The following is a 16,772-nucleotide window of genomic DNA, read 5'->3' as shown; positions in this document are numbered from 1 at the left end:
TTTTTGCTTCGTTTCAGGTCCGGCGCCGCGGTCGCGGTGCGTTCCCTTCAACGGGGCGCGCATTGTGCACAGCGCCTCGACGTTTGGGAAGAGGCAATTTGCGGTTGCGCGCCACTCGTTCATCGACACTTGACCGTGGCGCGCTCGTACCGGAACGTCGTCCGCACTTTTCGGAGGCGATGCCATGAACAAGGGATGGGTGCCGTTGCTCGCGCTGTTGCTGGTAACCGGTTGCGCGAGCGGACGTGACGCGTGGGTGGAGCTTTCGGGTAAGCGCTATGCGGTCGAGCTTGCGAACACTGAAGAGAGCCGCGAGCGGGGCCTGATGTTCCGTGACGAAATGGCCGCCGACCACGGCATGCTCTTCCTGCATGACCGAGAGGAGCCGCTCGCGTACTGGATGAAGAACACCAAGATCCCGCTAGACATCCTGTACTTCGACACCGGCCGCAAGCTCGTATCGCAGCAGCGCGACGTTCCACCCTGCACGCTCGGCGACGCCTGCCCGCCCTACCCGAGCGGTACGCCCGCTCGTTACGTGCTGGAACTCAATGCGGGACAAGCCGAGCAGCTCAAGCTCCAGAACGGTGCCGAACTCAAGCTGGGGCCCGGCATCGCGCCGCTCAAGTAAGCGATCAGACTTCGGTCATCTCGAAGTCATCCTTGGTGACGCCGCAGTCCGGGCACGTCCACGTGTCCGGCACGTCGTCCCAGCGCGTGCCGGGTGCGATGCCTTCTTCCGGTAGTCCTGCCGCCTCGTCATAGATGAAGCCGCAGACGACGCACATCCAGGTGCGGAACGGGGCGTTTTCTGCGGGCATCGACATGAGCGGATAATGCGTGGATTGCGGGCGCGCATTGTCCCACCCGCCACACTTCGCGGAAAGCATGTCTCCCACCCTGCCGCTGTGGCCGCGTCGCGGCCTGTATGCGATCACGCCGGACGAAGCCGACACCGGGCTACTCGTCGCTCGCGTTGCGCCTGTGCTCGAGGCCGGCGCTGCGGTGCTGCAATATCGCAACAAGCAGGCCGATGAAGCGCTGCGTCGCGAGCAGGCGGTCGCACTGCAGCGGCTGTGCCGAGCGCATGGCGTGCCTTTGATCACCAATGACGACTGGCGGCTTGCGTTGGACATTGGCGCAGACGGCGCACATCTCGGTGGCGACGACGGCGACGTACGTGAAGCGCGGCGCGCGCTTGGCGACTCGGCAATCATCGGCGCGTCCTGTTACGACAGCCTCGACCGTGCGCGCGACGCCGCGAATGCTGGCGCGAGTTACATCGCGTTCGGAGCATTCTTCCCGTCCGGTACCAAGCCGAACGCACGCCGCGCAACACCCGCGCTTCTGCGCGACAGTGCGCAACTCGGGCTGCCTCGCGTCGCGATCGGCGGCATTACGCCCGCGAACGCCCGCATCGTCATCGACGCCGGCGCCGATCTCATCGCCGTAATCGGCGGCCTCTTCGAATCGCCCGACCCGAGCGCCGCTGCGCGCGCCTACATCGACTGCTTCAAGGATCCCGCATGAACCACACCACGTCCGAGCAACTGTTCGCCCGCGCTTCCGAACTGCTGCCGGGCGGCGTGAACTCGCCCGTACGCGCGTTCCGGTCCGTCGGCGGCAGGCCGTTCTTCGCACAGCGCGCCGAAGGTGCGTATCTGCATGACGTCGACGGCAATCGCTACGTCGACTACGTGGGCTCGTGGGGGCCGATGATCGCCGGCCACGCGCATCCGCGTGTGCTCGCAGCGGTCGAACGCACCATGCGCAACGGCCTGAGTTTCGGCGTGCCGAACCCGCTGGAAGTCGACATGGCCGAAGCGATTACGCGCATCGTGCCGAGCTGCGAAATGGTGCGCATGGTGAACTCGGGCACCGAAGCGACGCTGTCGGCAATCCGCCTCGCGCGAGGTGCGACCGGCCGTACGCGCATCGTCAAATTCGAAGGCTGCTATCACGGCCACGGCGACAGCTTCCTCGTGAAAGCCGGCAGCGGCGTCATGACGCTGGGCCTGCCGAATTCGCCGGGCGTTCCGGCGGCGCTCGCCGACCTCACGCTGACGCTGCCCTACAACGACTTCGATGCCGCGACCGCGCTGTTCGACAGCACCGGCGACGAAATCGCCGCGCTGATCATCGAACCCATCGTCGGCAATGCGAACTGCATCCTGCCGCGCGACGGCTACCTGCAGCACCTTCGCGAGCTGTGCACGAAACACGGCACGATCCTGATCTTCGACGAAGTGATGACGGGCTTCCGCGTCGCGCTCGGCGGGGCGCAGCAGCGTTACGGCATCACGCCTGATCTGTCGACGTTCGGAAAGATCATCGGCGGCGGCATGCCCGTGGGCGCGTACGGCGGGCGTCGCGACCTGATGCAGCAGATCGCGCCAGCCGGCCCGATCTACCAGGCCGGCACGCTGAGCGGCAATCCGGTGGCGATGGCCGCCGGGCTTGCGACGCTGGAACTGATCGAAGCACCCGGTTTCCACGATGCGCTCGAGCGTTCGACCCACGCACTATGCGACGGCCTCGAAGCGGCGGCCCGCGATGCGGGCGTCGCGTTCCACACCACGCGTGCGCCGGGCATGTTCGGCCTGTATTTCCGCGAAGGTCCCGTCGAAACGTTCGAAAACGCGAAGGCGTCTGACACCGCGCGTTTCAACCGCTTCTTCCACGCGATGCTGGAGCGCGGCGTCTATCTCGCGCCGTCGGCATTCGAAGCCGGCTTCATGTCGAGCGCGCATGGCGATGCGGAGATCGCGCACACGATCGCCGCCGCACGCGAGGCGTTCGCAGAACTGTGAGCACGACGCCGTCGCTGGTTCTGTTCGACCTCGACGGCGTGCTTGCCACGTATGACCGCGCCACTCGGGTGGCGCATCTCGCAAATTCCTTGAGCGTGCGCGTCGATGCGGTGTGGTCGGCGCTGTTCGACAGTGGGCTCGAGGATCGTTTCGATGCGGGCGAGATTGGCGCGGATGCGTATCTCCTCGAGCTCGGTGAGGGACTCGGCGCGCGCGTGGACCGGAAACTCTGGGCGGCTGCGCGATGCGCCGCGATGGATGTCGATGACACGCTTCCCGCGCTTCTTTCCACCGCCCGCGAACATGCCGACATCGCGGTGCTGACCAACAACGGTGAACTGCTGGTCGAACTGCTGCCGCAGATCGCACCGTCGCTGGCGGCCGCATTTGGCGATCGCGCGCTGTGCAGCGGCCGATTCGGTGTGCGCAAGCCCGACGAGCGCGTCTATCTCGAAGCGGTTCGGATGCTCGGCCACGCGCCGGGATCAACGCTGTTCCTCGACGACTCGGTCGCTAACGTCGACGGTGCCCGTCGCGCAGGTTTGCAGGCCGCGCACGTGGCGATGCCGGCCAACCTCGCCGGCGTGCTGTCGACTTACGGACTCGGCTGAGGCGCCGCGAAGTCCTGCAACGCGGCGCGCAGGCGCGTGAGACCTTCCGCGACGTCGGCATCGCTGATGTTGAGCGCAGGAACGAAACGCAGCACATCCGGGCCCGCCTGGAGCAACAGCAAGCCGTGGCCGACGCAGCGGTCGAGGATTTCGGCGGCGCGTCCGGCGAATGCGGGCCGCAGCTGGGCGCCGATCATGAGTCCGCGGCCACGCACATCGTCGAACAGACCGAACTCGCGGTCGAACGACGCGAGCGCGTCGCGAATCGCAGCTGCCTGCTTCGCGACATTGCCGAGCACCGCATCCGACGACAGCTCGCGCAATGCCGCCAGCGCGACCGACGCCGCGAGGGGATTGCCGCCGAACGTCGTCCCGTGCGAGCCGAATTGCAGCGTGTCGGCTGCATTCGGACCGGCGAGCATCGCGCCGATCGGGAATCCGCTGCCGAGCGCCTTGGCGAGCGTCACCACGTCCGGGCGCACGCCGTAGTCCTGCCACGCGAACAGACGGCCCGTGCGGCCCATGCCGCACTGGATCTCGTCAAACATCAGCAGCGCGCCGTGCGTATCGCAGAGCTCGCGCAGCGCGGCGAGGAGCTCGGGCGTCGCCGGCATGACGCCGCCTTCGCCCTGCACCGGCTCGACGAGCACTGCGCAGACGTCGCCTGCCGCCATCGCCTGATGCGCGGCGTCGATGTCGTTGAACGGCGCGTAGCGGAAGCCCGGCGGCAGCGGCTCGAAACCTTCGTGGTACTTGGGCTGCGCCGTCGCGGTGACGGTGGTCAGCGTGCGGCCATGGAAGCTGCCTTCGAAGGTGAGAATGGTGCGGCGCGAGGGCTCGCGGCCCTTCGACGTCGCCCAGCGGCGTGCGAGCTTGATCGCGGCTTCGTTCGCTTCCGCGCCGGAGTTGCACAGGAACACGCGCTCGGCGAAACCCGACGCCTCGACCAGAGCCTCGGCCAAGCGCAGCGGCGGTTCCGACACGAAGACGTTGCTGGTATGCCAGAGCTTGCCGGCCTGCGCGGTCAGCGCTTCGATGAGTGCCGGGTGCGCATGGCCGAGCGCGTTGACCGCGATGCCCGCGCCGAAGTCGACGTATTCGCGGCCATCACGATCCCAGACCCGCGCACCGCGGCCGTGGTCGAGCACGATGCGGCGCGGGCGGTAGACGGGGACGTAGTAGCGGTCGGCCAGGCCGAGCAGCGAATCGGAATCGGACATCGTTATCGACTTCGGAACGCCCACTCGGCGCAGCGGCATTGTCGTCGATCGCGATCGGCGGCGGCGCGACGTAGCGCGCGGTCCGCCGCTACATAGCGTCCCGCAGGGGGCGCATCACCACACGCCGGTGTTCGCCATCGACGCCCACGGCTCCTGCGGCGTTAGCGCATCGCCGCGTTGCAGCAGTTCGACCGAAATCAGGTCCGGTGAGCGCACGAACGCCATGTGGCCGTCGCGCGGCGGGCGGTTGATCGTGTAGCCCATCGACAGCAGCTGCGCGCAGGTCGCGTAGATGTCCTCGACCGCGAACGCGAGGTGGCCGAAGTTGCGCGCCGTGCCGTAGTCCTCGTCGTCGTAGTTCCAGGTCAGTTCGATCTCCGACTCCGGGTTCTCCGGCGCGCCGAGATAGACCAGCGTGAAGCGGCCCTGCGGAACATCGCGGCGCCGGTTCTCGACGAGGCCGAGGCCGTCGCACCAGAAGCGCAGCGAGGCGTCGAGATCGCGGACGCGGACCATGGCGTGCAGGTACTTCATCGACTCACCTCAGAGGAACAGGTCGGGCAACAGGGGCTGCGAAGGATCGACGGCGTAGCGTGCGAAATCGGTGACGCCGGCTTCGCGCAGCACCTCTTCGTCGATGAAGAAGCGGCCGGTGGCCTCGCGTGCCGGTCGCGTCAGGATCGCGTGCGCGGCGTCGGCGACGATCTCGGGACGACGGCACTGTGCGGCGTCGACACCCGGAATCATGTTGATCGCATCGGTCGCGATGATCGTCTTCGGCCACAACGCGTTGATCGCGACGCCCTGCTCGCGGAACTCGGCCGCGAGGCCGAGCGTCACGAAGCTCATGCCCATCTTCGCCAGCGTGTAGGCGGCATGCGGCCCCCACCATTTCGGGTCGAGGCTGGGCGGCGGCGCGAGCGTCAACACGTGTGGATCCGGCGATTGCAGCAGTTGCGGCAGGCAGGCCTGGGTGACAAGGAACGTGCCGCGCGCGTTGACCTGCTGCATGAGGTCGAAACGCTTCATCGGCGTGTCGAGCGCGCCGCGCAGCCAGATCGCGCTGGCATTGTTGATGAGGATGTCGATGCCGCCGAACGTGTCGGCAGTCGCGGCGACGGCCGCACGTACCTCGTCCTCTTCGCGGATGTCGCATTGCAGCGCCAGCGGCTGACCGCCGGCCTTCGCGACTTCCTCGGCGACGGTGTGGATCGTGCCGGCCAGCTTGGGATTGGGGACGTTCGACTTGGCGACGATGGCGACGTTCGCGCCGTCGGCCGCTGCGCGCAGTGCGATCGCGCGGCCGATGCCGCGCGAGGCGCCGGTGATGAAGACGGTCTTGCCGGAAAGGGTGCTCATCGATGCGTCCGTGGTCGGTGGCTCAGGGCTTGGGCCCCTGCCCTTCGTTGTCCTCCCAGCGCAGGACGCGCCGGGTAATGAAGCGGTAGGCGTGCTTGCCGGTCGCGAACCAGAACTCGCGCACCCATGAGCGGCGCTTGAGCACGCGGCGCTCGGTCGGGGTCAGCGCGTCCGGGCAATACGTGCGCTTGTGCTTGAGTAGGTGGCGCAGGTCCTCCCGCGCGAGCAGGCGGATCCACTTGGATCGCGCGTGGCCGCGGCTGGCCAGCTGGAAGTCGATGACTGCCGGCGAGCCGTCGTCGAGCACCAGCCAGTTCGCTTCCTTCGCAAGATCGTTGTGCGCGAGGCCGCGACGGTGCAGCCGCTGCAGCAGGCGCCGCGCGTCGCGGAAATAGGCCACGTCGCCGCGTGGCGGGCGCTGGTACATCGCCGCGCCGCTCATGTAGCTGCGATCGAGGCGTCGTCCGTCCCAGCGCAGCAGCTGCGGAACGGCGTCGAGCCCGCGCACCGCCTCGAGTCCGCGCGCTTCGCGTCGCGCCAGCCACCACGCAGGCAGGCGCAACCACAGCGGCACGTGCGCGAGATCGCGACGCACGAACACGCGCTCGCCGTCGCGCATGAGCGCGATGCGGCCGAAGCTGTCGGCCTTGAGCGCCTCGATTTCGATCGGCGCGACGGTGGGCGATGCGGCATCCATCGTGCGAAGTGTACGGGTCGCATCGACGCTGCCGCTTCCGATACAGCGGCTGCTGGGGATAATCGGGTCGATGACATCCGCCTGGCTCGCGTCCGCCACCGCCTGGATCAGCGCGCATCCGCTCGCTGCGGGCGCGCTGATCTTCCTCGTCGCGTTCTGCGATGCCGTCATCGTGCTCGGCATCGTGGTGCCGGCGCTGCCGCTGCTATTCGCGGTCGGCACGCTGATCGGGCTCGGCCACGTCAACGGACCGTACGCGGTCGCGAGCGCGTCGCTGGGCGCGTTCATCGGTGACGGCATGAGCTACTGGATCGGGCGACGCTGGGGGCCGCAGCTGCGCACGCGCGGGCCGTTCGCGCGCTGGCCGCAGTGGCTGGAGCGCGGCGAAGCGATGTTCCGTCGCCACGGCACCAAGAGCATTTTCATCGCGCGGTTCGTCGGCGCGGTGCGGCCGTTCGTGCCGGCGATCGCGGGGATGCTGCATGTTCCGACGCTGCGCTATCTCGTGCCCAGCGCCATCGCATGCGTTGGCTGGGCGGTCGCGTTTCTCGCGCCGGGCTGGGTGCTGGGCGCGTCGTACGAGGCGGTGGAAGCGGTCGCGGATCGGCTGGCACTGGTGCTCGGTGCCCTGCTCGTCGCGGTGGCGATCGCGTGGGCCGTCGTGCTGTACACGTGGCGCTGGTTCGCCGGGCATGCGGACTCGCTGCTCGCGCGGCTGCTGTCGTGGTCGCGGCGCCATCCGCTGTTCGAGCGCTACGCGATCGCACTGGTCGATCCGAACCGGCCCGAATCGCCGTCGCTGCTGATGCTGGCTGTGTGCCTGCTCGCGATCAGCTGGGTGTGGTTCTCGCTGGTCGCGCTGCTGCTCGCGAACGGTGGCCCGCTCGGCATCGACTACCGGGTGCACGACATGATGATGTCGCTGCGCAATCCGCTGGCCGACCAGTTGATGGCCGGGCTCGCGAGCCTCGGCGATGCGCAGGTGCTCGGGCCCGCCGCGGCAGTCGCGCTGCTCTATCTGTTGTGGCGACGCCGCTGGATGGCCGCGGCGCACTGGCTTGCCGCGGTGGTGTTCGGCCTTGCGCTCACTGCGATGCTCGAGTCAGTGGTCGACATGCCGCGTCCGCCTACCGCACCGCCGGGCTTCGGGTTTCCGTCGGTCGCGGTGACGATGATGACCGTCGTGCTGGGCTTCTTCGCCGTGCTGATCGCACGCGAATTGCCGGGTCGACGCCGCGTCTGGCCGTACCTGCTTGCGGGCGTGCTGACGACGCTGGTCGGTTTCGCGCGGCTGTACCTCAGCGCGCACTGGACCAGCGACATCATCGGCGGCACAGTGTTCGGCATCGTGTGGTTGCTGGTGCTCGGGCTCGCGTACCGGCGCCACGTTGCGCGTTCGTTCTGGATGCGCCCGCTGGCGACGCTGTTCTACGTCGCATTGCTGGCCGGCGCGCTATGGCATGCGCCGCGCGCATCGGCACCCTTGCTCGCGCGCTTCACGCCGCCCGAAGCGACGCTGGTGCTCGACGCGAACGCATGGTGGACGACCGATTGGCGACAGCTGCCCGCCGCCCGCGAGGATGCGGGTGGCCTCGGCGGCTGGCCGTTCAACGTGCAGGTCGCGGGCGATCTCGCGCCGGTGCGCCGGACGCTCGAATCACGCGGCTGGCGCGTGCAGCCGCAGGCGGACTGGAAGGCCGTGCTCGGCCTGCTCGACGACGATGTGCCGCCGCAACGTCAGCCCGTGTTGCCAGCCAGCTTCGGTGCACGCGCCGAGACGTTGCTGATGGTCCACGACGGCGCGCGTTTCGACGAACGCTTCGTGCTGCGGCTGTGGCGCGCACCAGCGCTGCTTGGCGATGGCACGCCGTTGTGGGTCGGCACCGCGCAACGACTCGTGCTGACGCGACCGTTCGATGCACTCGCGCTGTGGCGGCCGCAGCGGTTCACGCAGACCGATGCGCAACTCACGTTCGATGCACTTGGCGCGCTGCCGTCGCAAACGCAGGACGCAGGCGACGGCACGTCCGTGTTGCGGATCCGCACGACGCGCTGAGCGTCATCGCGGCGGTCAACCCGCGGGCAGTACGCCTTCCGCGCGCAGCAGCTCGACGAAGCGACGCGGCGCGCCGTCGAAACCGCCGTTCGACATGAACACCACGTGGTCGCCCGGGTGCACGCGGTTGTGCAGCTCGCGCATCAGCGTGTCGACGTCAGGAACCGTCAGCCCATCGCCGCGCAAAGCGCCGACCACCTTGGTCGCATCCCACGGCAATTCCGGGCGATGCAGGAACACCACGATGTCCGCCTGCGCCAGCGAAGGCGCTAGCGCATCGGAATGCGCACCGAGGCGCATGGAATTGCTGCGCGGTTCCATCGCGACCGCGATGCGCGCATCGCCGACCTTGCTACGCAGGCCTTCGAGCGTGGTTTCGATCGCGGTCGGGTGATGCGCGAAGTCGTCGTACACCGCGAGGTCGCCGACCACGCCGACGACTTCCATGCGTCGCTTGACGCTCTTGAAGCGCGCGAGCGACGGAATCACCTTGCGCGGCTCGACCCCAACCGCATGCACCGCGGCCAGCGCAGCCAGCGCATTCATCACGTTGTGCCGGCCCAGCAGCGACCAGTGCACCTCGCCCTGTTCCTTGCCTTTGTGCAGCACGACGAACTTCGAACCGTCGGGTTCGGTGAGTCGTGCCGTCCAGTCGAACGGTTTCGCGTTTACGTCGGCATCGGCCAGGCCGAAGGTTTCGACCGGCGTCCAGCAGCCCATCTCCAGCACCTCGGAAATGCGCGCGTCCTCGCCGTTGACGATCAGGCGGCCGCGACGCGGCACCGTGCGTACGAGGTGGTGGAACTGGCGCTGGATCGCGGCGACATCAGGAAAGATGTCGGCGTGGTCGAACTCGAGGTTGTTGAGGATCGCGACCGTCGGCCGGTAGTGCACGAACTTGCTGCGCTTGTCGAAGAATGCGGTGTCGTACTCGTCCGCCTCGACGACGAATTCCTTGCCGGTGCCGATGCGCGCTGATACGCCGAAGTCTTCAGCGACGCCACCGATCAGAAAGCCCGGATCGCGATGCGCGGCTTCGAGCAGGAACGCGAGGATGGTGGTCGTCGTGGTCTTGCCGTGCGTGCCGGCGACGGCGAGCGTCTCGCGGCCCGGCAGCACATTCTCGGCGAGCCACTGCGCGCCGGAGGTGTAGTCCATCTGCGCATCGAGCACGTGCTCGACGGCGGTATTGCCACGCGACAGCGCATTGCCGACGACCACCTGGTCGCAGTCGGCGTCGATCCATTCGGGTGAGTAACCCTGCGCTAGCTGGATGCCGAGCTGCTCGAGCTGCGTCGACATCGGCGGATAGATCGCCTGGTCGGTGCCCTGCACGTCGTGGCCGAGTTCGCGGGCGAGCGCGGCGACGCCGCCCATGAACGTGCCCGCGATGCCGAGGATGTGAAGCTTCATAGGGAATCCGTCGTGCGGTCCCCGGCGACGCGGGGACGGGTCAAGGCGTGGCGAGTCGGCTGTTGCGGCAGCCCGAACTCACGCATTCGCGCACACGATCCTGCAGGAAGCGTGTGCGCTCGATCGTGGTGCGCGTGGCGCAGTCGAGGTCGACGTAGAAACCGTCGCCCTTGCGCATCGAGCACTGCTCGTTGCGCTGGCGCATCCACGCGAGCTGGCCGTCCTTCAGCGCGGTGTGGCCGGCGGCGTCGAGCTTGCCGTTGAGCGCCTTGTACGCCGCGTTGAGGTCGGTGTCGGCCTGCTGGTAGACCTTGTTGAGGCAGTACAGGCCGTCGAAATCGTTGTTGACGCGGTCGCAGGCCGAGTTCGCGAACGCGGCGCCGGACACAGCGAACAATGCGAGAGCGATGAATCCTTTCATGTGCATCTCCTTGGAAAAATCAGCCGACTTCTTTCACCGGCGCGATCGTCTCGACGATGCGGGTGAACACGTCGTCCAGCGAACCCACACCGTCGACGACCTTGAGCTGGCCGTGCTGGCGGTAGTACTCCACGACCGGCGCGGTCGAATCGTTGTAGATCTGCAGGCGCTTGCGCACGGCGTCCGGCGAGTCGTCGGCGCGGCCTTCCGCCTTGGCGCGGCCGGCGATGCGCTCGACCAGCAGCTCGGTCGGCACGTCGAGGAACACGGCGTGGTCCATCGGCTGGCCGATACGCGTGAGCAGCGTGCCCATGGCGTCGGCCTGCGCGAGGTTGCGCGGGTAGCCGTCGAGGATGAAACCGCCGCGGGTGTCGGGACGCGAGAAGCGGTCCTCGAGCATGCCGAGCAGGATGCCGTCGCTGACGAGCTCGCCGCGCGCCATGATTTCCTTCGCCTCCAGCCCGAGCGGGCTGCCGGCGGCGACTTCCGCGCGCAGCAGGTCGCCGGTGGAGATGTGCGGTACCTGCAGGTGCTCCCTGAGCCTCGCGGCCTGCGTGCCCTTGCCCGAGCCCGGGGCTCCCAGAAGTACCAATCGCATTCGTCGCTCCTGATGGATCTCCGACCTGTTCGCAGCCGCTCCACGCGGGGCGACGCCAATGCCGGCATGATGTCGGCAGCTTACCGCATACCGTCCCGAATCCTCGACACCCATGGCCGCCGGAACCCTGCTCTACGCCCAGTCGGGCGGCGTCACCGCCGTCATCAACGCCACCGCCTCGGCCGTCATCCAGGCGGGCCGCCAGCACGGCGTGCGCGTGCTCGCCGGCCGCAACGGGATCCTCGGGGTGCTGCGCGAGGAACTGGTCGACACCACCCCGTTGTCGGCGTCCACGGTGAAGGCGCTCGCCCACACGCCGGGCGGCGCGTTCGGGTCCTGCCGCTACAAGCTCAAGTCGCTGGACGCCGACCGTGCGAAGTACGAGCGGCTGATCGACGTGTTCCGCGCCCACGACGTGCGCTGGTTCCTCTACAACGGCGGCAACGATTCGGCCGACACCGCGCTCAAGGTGTCGCAGCTGGCCGCGGAGTTCGGCTACCCGCTGACCTGCGTCGGTGTGCCCAAGACGGTCGACAACGACCTCGCGGTGACCGACACCTGCCCCGGCTTCGGCTCGGCCGCGAAGTACACCGCGGTGTCGGTGCGCGAAGCCGCGCTCGACGTCGCCGCGATGGCCGATACGTCGACCAAGGTGTTCGTGTACGAAGCGATGGGGCGGCATGCGGGTTGGCTTGCCGCCGCCGGTGGACTCGCAGGTCGCGGACCCGACGACGCGCCGCATCTCATCCTGTTTCCGGAGCGCGCGTTCGATGAGGCGGCCTTCCTGTCGAAGGTGCACGAAGTGGTCGAGCGCGTCGGCTACTGCGTCGTCGTCGCGAGCGAAGGCATTCGCACTGCGGACGGCACGTTCGTCGCCGATGCGGGCGCGGGCAAGGACGCGTTCGGGCATACGCAGCTGGGTGGCGTCGCATCGCATCTCGCCGCGCGCGTCAAAGACACGCTGGGCTACAAGGTGCACTGGACGCTGCCGGATTACCTGCAGCGCTCGGCGCGGCATCTCGCATCGGAAACCGATCTCAAGCAGGCGCTCGCCGTCGGCCGCGCGGCGGTCGACTACGCGATGAAGGGCCGCAATGCGGTGATGCCGGTGATCGTGCGCATGAAGGATCGCCCGTATCGATGGACCGTCGCGCCGGCCGCGTTGTCGGACATCGCGAACCACGAACGCACGATGCCGGACGACTTCATTCGCGAGGACGGCTACGGCATCACCGATGTCGCGCGTCGATACCTTGAACCGCTGATCCGTGGCGAAGCGCCACCGCCGTACGGGCGCAATGGGATACCGAAGTACGTGCAGGTGGATCTCTCTCTCGTGCCGCCACGCCTTTCCGCGTTCCCATAACGCGCTGCTAGACTTCCGAGACCGCGCTTGCTGCGCGGGCCTACTCGAGACAAGGACGCCATGAACACTGCAAGGATCGCGGTTGCTGCCGCGCTGTTGACGATGTGCGCCGTGGGCACGGCATCGGCCCAACACATCTATTCGCGCTCACGCCATGACACGGTCGAGCACCGTGACGGGCTCTTCGATACCGCCGAAGCAGAGAGACTTCTGGAGCCGGGCACAGGCAGTCTCAGCGGCGTCCTGATGCTCGCGTCCAAACCCGGGCTGCTCGCGCGAAAGCAGGTGGTGTACGCCGACCGCGAACTCGTCACGCTGTTTCCGATGACCACGTATCTGAAGAGCTGGCTCGATAAGTACCAGACCGACATGGTGATCGGAATGACATTCATGTCGGATGATGCGGCGCGTTACACCGCGCGCGTGATAACCGACAAAAACGGTCGTTTCGAGATCCGTGGTCTTCAACCCGGCCGCTACCTCCTGCACGCATCCGTACCGTATTCGGTGGATGGAGTGCGACGCGAAGAGACAGGCAAGCGCCAATACAACATTGACTACTGGAACGGAACCGCGACATCGAGCCCGATCTACAACGAAACCGCGATCAAGATGGATCTCGAGCACTACGTCAACATGGTCGTTGACGTACAAGCCGGAAAGCCCACAGTTCTCGACGCCATCAAGTAATGACAAGGAAGTCGACATGAACCGCCACAACTGCCTAACTCGAGCACTTCCCGCCGTCCTTTTTGTTCTCGGCACCGTCGCCGCGCTACCTGCATTCGCTCGCGAAGGCTGTACGCAAGGCCCACGCTGTTGGTACGTAATCTTTGGCACGGGCGATACACCGAAACGTGACCTGTTCCTTGCCCGGCGCGTGGGCGCACAAGACGGCGATGAGCGACGCGTCGCCGTGACGCAGGTGTTCGAAACGCCTTCGCCTAGCGACTACGTGACCTACTCGATTGCCGTCCGCTGCGGGACGCGACAGATAAAGGTGGAGCGGATGTTCGCGGCTGCCACCAACAGCCAATTCATGACGAAGGACAACGTCCTTGATTGGCGGGCGGCGCCGCAGAGCTGGATCCAACGTGCAGTCGATTTCGCCTGTGACCCGGCGGCTCAGTCTTCGCCCGAGCGACTACAGATGAGCTTCTTTTCCGAGATCTACCGGGATGTCGATGCGGCCGCGCTCGCCCGGCAGGCGTTCTGGCAGGAGATGCTATATCGCTGACACGGACAGCCGATGTGCTGCGTAGCCGTCAAATGCGGTGGCTGACGACCCGCGTCTACTAGCGACGTCGGCAGCCGTAACCGTTTCGCGCCCGCTTACGCGCCACCGCAAACCTTCCCTTCCACCGCCACCTTCGCCGTGTACGCAGGCGTCGGTGCGGCCTTTGCGGCATTGGCCTTGGCATCCTGCAGGTAGAGGCGTGCGCGGCCCTGGGCGTCGAGCTGCAGGGTTTTGCCATCTGCGGTCAGACGCCAGATTTCGACGACGGCCTGCAGCCCCGGGCAATCCTTCGACGGAATGCGCACGACGTCGTTGAGCTTCCAACCCGATGCTTCGCTCGGCTTGGCCTTCTCCGGATTCAGCAGTCGAGCACGCGCCTGGCAGGTCGGGCTGCTGCGCACCGGCGCGAACTTGTACGGCGCGGACGCGTTGCCGGTGAAGGTGCCTTCCAGCCACGCGCAGGCCTCGGGGATCGCGCGGACCATATGGGTGACGCCGTTCGCCTGCGGCGCGCTGGCGGGGCGCTGGATCTCCGGGGTCGCGGCGGTGGCGAGGCCGGTCGCCAGCACGAGGAACGAGGAAAGGACGGCTGCGCGCATGGACGGTCTCCTGTCGAATGGCGGCGAGCCTCGCACGGATGCACTGAACCGGGCGTTCACCGGCCGCTGGCGGGTCATCACGCAGCGCAACATTCGTTGTCGCAATGCCTGTGCCATAGTCCGGCGGTCCGTGCGGTCGAGGCCGCCAGGAGCTCAAAACACCGTTGTCCGATGTCCACTTTCTAGTTGGGGAGGGGGTTCATGCTGGAGCAGTACGGTTTGATGTTGGCGGTGATCTGCGCCGTCGTCGCGATCCTGTACGGGATCATTTCAGCGCGGTGGATCACCGCTCAGCCTGCGGGCAACGAACGCATGCAGGAGATCGCGGGCGCGATCCAGGAAGGCGCCCGGGCCTACCTCAACCGCCAGTACATGACGATCGCGATCGCGGGCGTCGTGCTGTTCGCATTGATCGGCTTCTTCCTCGGCTGGCCCACGGCGATCGGCTTCCTGGTCGGCGCGGTGCTCTCGGGCGCGGCCGGCTACATCGGCATGAACGTGTCGGTGCGCGCGAACGTCCGCACGGCCGAAGCCGCGCGGCGCGGCATCGGCCCGGCGATGAACGTCGCGTTCAAGGGCGGGGCCATCACCGGCATGCTGGTGGTCGGCCTCGGCCTGCTCGGCGTCGCCGGTTACTACGCGATCCTGCACCTGCACATGGGCTACAGCGAGGAAGCGTCGCTGCACGCACTGGTCGGCCTCGCGTTCGGCAGTTCGCTGATCTCGATCTTCGCGCGACTGGGCGGCGGCATCTTCACCAAGGGTGCAGACGTCGGTGCGGACCTGGTCGGTAAGGTCGAAGCAGGCATTCCAGAGGACGACCCGCGGAATCCCGCGGTGATCGCGGACAACGTCGGCGACAACGTCGGCGACTGCGCCGGCATGGCGGCCGACCTGTTCGAAACGTATGCGGTGACGGTGATCGCGACCATGCTGCTCGGCGGGCTGATGTCGGCCGAAGCCGGCACGCACGCCGTGCTCTACCCGCTTGTGCTCGGCGGCGTGTCGATCATCGCCTCGATCTTCGGCACTTTCGTGGTGAAGGTGAAGGAAGGCGGCTCGATCATGGGCGCGCTGTATCGCGGCGTCATCGTGTCGGCGGTGCTCGCGGCGATCGCGTTCTTCTTCGTGACGCAGCAGCTGATGGGCGATTCGAAGTACGGCGCGATGTCGCTGTACTACTGCGCGCTCATTGGCCTGGCGCTCACCGGCGCGATCGTCTGGATCACCGAGTACTACACCGGCACGCAGTACAAGCCGGTGCAGCACGTCGCGCAGGCATCGACCACCGGCCACGGCACGAACATCATCGCGGGCCTCGGCGTGTCGATGAAGTCGACGGCGATGCCGGTCATCGCGGTGTGCCTCGCAATCTGGGGTGCGCACTATTTCGGCGGCCTGTACGGCATCGCGATCGCGGCGACGTCGATGCTTTCGATGGCGGGCATGATCGTCGCGCTCGACGCCTACGGCCCGATCACCGACAACGCGGGCGGCATCGCCGAGATGGCGGAACTGCCGCCGGAAGTGCGCAATGTCACCGATCCGCTCGACGCGGTCGGCAACACCACCAAGGCGGTCACGAAGGGTTATGCGATCGGCTCGGCGGCTCTCGCGGCGCTGGTGCTGTTCGCCGACTACACGCACAACCTCGACGTCGCCAACGCCGCGCGTGCGGCGGCTGCTGGTGTCGCGGCAACGCCGATCACCTTCGATCTCTCCGATCATTACGTGATCATCGGCCTGCTCATCGGCGGCCTGATCCCGTACCTGTTCGGTGCGATGGCGATGGAAGCCGTCGGCCGTGCAGCAGGTGCCGTGGTGGAGGAAGTGCGCCGCCAGTTCCGCGACATCCCGGGGATCATGGAAGGCACCGGCAAGCCGCAGTACGACAAGGCGGTCGACATGCTGACCAAGTCGGCGATCAAGGAGATGATCATCCCGTCGCTGCTGCCGGTCGCGGTGCCGATCGTGGTCGGGCTCGTGCTCGGTCCGAAGGCGCTCGGCGGCCTGCTGATCGGCACGATCGTCACCGGCATCTTCGTGGCGATCTCGATGACCACCGGCGGCGGTGCATGGGACAACGCGAAGAAGTACATCGAGGACGGCCACTTCGGCGGCAAGGGGTCCGAGGCGCACAAGGCGGCGGTCACCGGCGACACCGTCGGCGATCCCTACAAGGACACGGCGGGCCCGGCGATCAACCCGCTGATCAAGATCATCAACATCGTCGCGCTGCTGCTGGTGCCGCTGCTCGGCTCCTGATGCATCGACTCAACGCGTGAAGCGAAGGGCGGCCTGCGGGTCGCCCTTCGCCATTTCAGAGACCTGAGAAAAGCTCAACGCGACGTTGATCGTCGCTTCGCTACGGTCCCGGGCTGCCGT

18 protein-coding genes are annotated in these 16,772 nt (G+C 67.2%); 9 read left to right on the top strand and 9 right to left on the bottom strand.

Annotated features, from left to right (window positions below):
• The first annotated feature begins 184 nt into the window (after positions 1-184).
• Complete coding sequence (locus ACVWZN_RS15905; RefSeq protein WP_456954666.1) at positions 185-631, top strand: DUF192 domain-containing protein; 447 nt, start codon at positions 185-187, stop codon at positions 629-631.
• Positions 632-635: 4 nt separating this feature from the next.
• Here ACVWZN_RS15905 and ACVWZN_RS15900 read toward each other — a convergent pair whose 3' ends face one another.
• Complete coding sequence (locus tag ACVWZN_RS15900; protein ID WP_027083733.1) at positions 636-827, bottom strand: rubredoxin; 192 nt, start codon at positions 825-827, stop codon at positions 636-638.
• Between the two features lie 61 nt (positions 828-888).
• Here ACVWZN_RS15900 and thiE point away from each other — a divergent pair, with 61 nt between their 5' ends.
• The 3 genes from thiE to ACVWZN_RS15885 are packed head-to-tail and all read left to right on the top strand — an operon-like array spanning position 889 to position 3,421.
• Positions 889-1,530 (top strand): thiamine phosphate synthase, encoded by a 642-nt coding sequence (gene thiE / locus ACVWZN_RS15895; RefSeq protein WP_456954665.1) that lies wholly within the window; start codon positions 889-891, stop codon positions 1,528-1,530.
• Entirely contained in the window at positions 1,527-2,810 is a 1,284-nt protein-coding gene (hemL, locus tag ACVWZN_RS15890; RefSeq protein ID WP_456954664.1) for a glutamate-1-semialdehyde 2,1-aminomutase, read from the top strand. The genes thiE and hemL overlap by 4 nt, the downstream gene beginning before the upstream one ends.
• Positions 2,807-3,421, top strand: a complete 615-nt coding sequence (locus tag ACVWZN_RS15885; protein ID WP_456954663.1) for an HAD-IA family hydrolase — start codon at positions 2,807-2,809, stop codon at positions 3,419-3,421. Before hemL ends, ACVWZN_RS15885 begins: the two co-directional genes overlap by 4 nt.
• Here the strand turns inward: ACVWZN_RS15885 and ACVWZN_RS15880 are convergent.
• The 4 genes from ACVWZN_RS15880 to ACVWZN_RS15865 form a co-directional block, all read right to left on the bottom strand.
• Entirely contained in the window at positions 3,406-4,647 is a 1,242-nt protein-coding gene (locus ACVWZN_RS15880) for an aspartate aminotransferase family protein (protein ID WP_456954787.1), read from the bottom strand. The genes ACVWZN_RS15885 and ACVWZN_RS15880 overlap by 16 nt on opposite strands.
• Positions 4,648-4,755: 108 nt before the next feature.
• A complete protein-coding gene (locus ACVWZN_RS15875) occupies positions 4,756-5,175 on the bottom strand; it encodes a VOC family protein (RefSeq protein WP_456954662.1) in 420 nt (139 codons plus the stop codon).
• Between the two features lie 9 nt (positions 5,176-5,184).
• Positions 5,185-6,000 (bottom strand): SDR family oxidoreductase, encoded by an 816-nt coding sequence (locus ACVWZN_RS15870; protein ID WP_456954661.1) that lies wholly within the window; start codon positions 5,998-6,000, stop codon positions 5,185-5,187.
• Between the two features lie 22 nt (positions 6,001-6,022).
• Positions 6,023-6,697, bottom strand: coding sequence for a serine/threonine protein kinase (locus ACVWZN_RS15865; protein ID WP_456954660.1), 675 nt, complete (start codon positions 6,695-6,697; stop codon positions 6,023-6,025).
• A gap of 70 nt (positions 6,698-6,767) precedes the next feature.
• On the opposite strand from ACVWZN_RS15865, the gene ACVWZN_RS15860 reads away from it, so the two are divergent.
• Positions 6,768-8,753: a VTT domain-containing protein gene (locus tag ACVWZN_RS15860; protein WP_456954659.1), complete on the top strand. Its 1,986-nt coding sequence runs from the start codon at positions 6,768-6,770 to the stop codon at positions 8,751-8,753.
• A 15-nt stretch (positions 8,754-8,768) separates the two neighbouring features.
• Here the strand turns inward: ACVWZN_RS15860 and mpl are convergent, their stop codons facing one another.
• Genes mpl through ACVWZN_RS15845 form a run of 3 tightly spaced genes read right to left on the bottom strand, consistent with a single transcriptional unit; the run spans position 8,769 to position 11,185 of the window.
• Positions 8,769-10,166 carry a UDP-N-acetylmuramate:L-alanyl-gamma-D-glutamyl-meso-diaminopimelate ligase gene (mpl, locus tag ACVWZN_RS15855; RefSeq protein ID WP_456954658.1) on the bottom strand — a complete coding sequence of 466 codons (1,398 nt, stop codon included), beginning with the start codon at positions 10,164-10,166 and terminating at the stop codon, positions 8,769-8,771.
• Between the two features lie 40 nt (positions 10,167-10,206).
• On the bottom strand, positions 10,207-10,587 hold the full coding sequence (locus ACVWZN_RS15850) for a lysozyme inhibitor LprI family protein (protein ID WP_456954657.1): 381 nt from the start codon (positions 10,585-10,587) through the stop codon (positions 10,207-10,209).
• Positions 10,588-10,606: 19 nt separating this feature from the next.
• Positions 10,607-11,185, bottom strand: a complete 579-nt coding sequence (locus ACVWZN_RS15845; protein ID WP_456954656.1) for an adenylate kinase — start codon at positions 11,183-11,185, stop codon at positions 10,607-10,609.
• Positions 11,186-11,297: 112 nt separating this feature from the next.
• Here ACVWZN_RS15845 and ACVWZN_RS15840 point away from each other — a divergent pair, with 112 nt between their 5' ends.
• From ACVWZN_RS15840 to ACVWZN_RS15830, 3 genes are read left to right on the top strand one after another with little or no spacing between them, the layout of a single operon-like run.
• On the top strand, positions 11,298-12,551 hold the full coding sequence (locus ACVWZN_RS15840; RefSeq protein WP_456954655.1) for a 6-phosphofructokinase: 1,254 nt from the start codon (positions 11,298-11,300) through the stop codon (positions 12,549-12,551).
• A gap of 27 nt (positions 12,552-12,578) precedes the next feature.
• On the top strand, positions 12,579-13,241 hold the full coding sequence (locus ACVWZN_RS15835; protein WP_456954654.1) for a carboxypeptidase-like regulatory domain-containing protein: 663 nt from the start codon (positions 12,579-12,581) through the stop codon (positions 13,239-13,241).
• A 16-nt stretch (positions 13,242-13,257) separates the two neighbouring features.
• Complete coding sequence (locus ACVWZN_RS15830) at positions 13,258-13,788, top strand: hypothetical protein (protein ID WP_456954653.1); 531 nt, start codon at positions 13,258-13,260, stop codon at positions 13,786-13,788.
• Between the two features lie 95 nt (positions 13,789-13,883).
• On the opposite strand, the gene ACVWZN_RS15825 is transcribed toward ACVWZN_RS15830, so the two are convergent.
• Positions 13,884-14,387: a hypothetical protein gene (locus tag ACVWZN_RS15825; protein WP_456954652.1), complete on the bottom strand. Its 504-nt coding sequence runs from the start codon at positions 14,385-14,387 to the stop codon at positions 13,884-13,886.
• Positions 14,388-14,588: 201 nt separating this feature from the next.
• Between ACVWZN_RS15825 and ACVWZN_RS15820 the strand changes: the two genes are divergently transcribed.
• The gene (locus ACVWZN_RS15820) at positions 14,589-16,652 is read left to right on the top strand and encodes a sodium-translocating pyrophosphatase (protein WP_456954651.1); all 2,064 of its coding nucleotides are present in this window, start codon (positions 14,589-14,591) and stop codon (positions 16,650-16,652) included.
• The last annotated feature ends 120 nt before the right edge of the window (positions 16,653-16,772 follow it).

It is taken from the genome of Lysobacter sp. HA35 (assembly GCF_054061195.1).
This window is presented reverse-complemented; position numbering and strand designations above follow the sequence as displayed.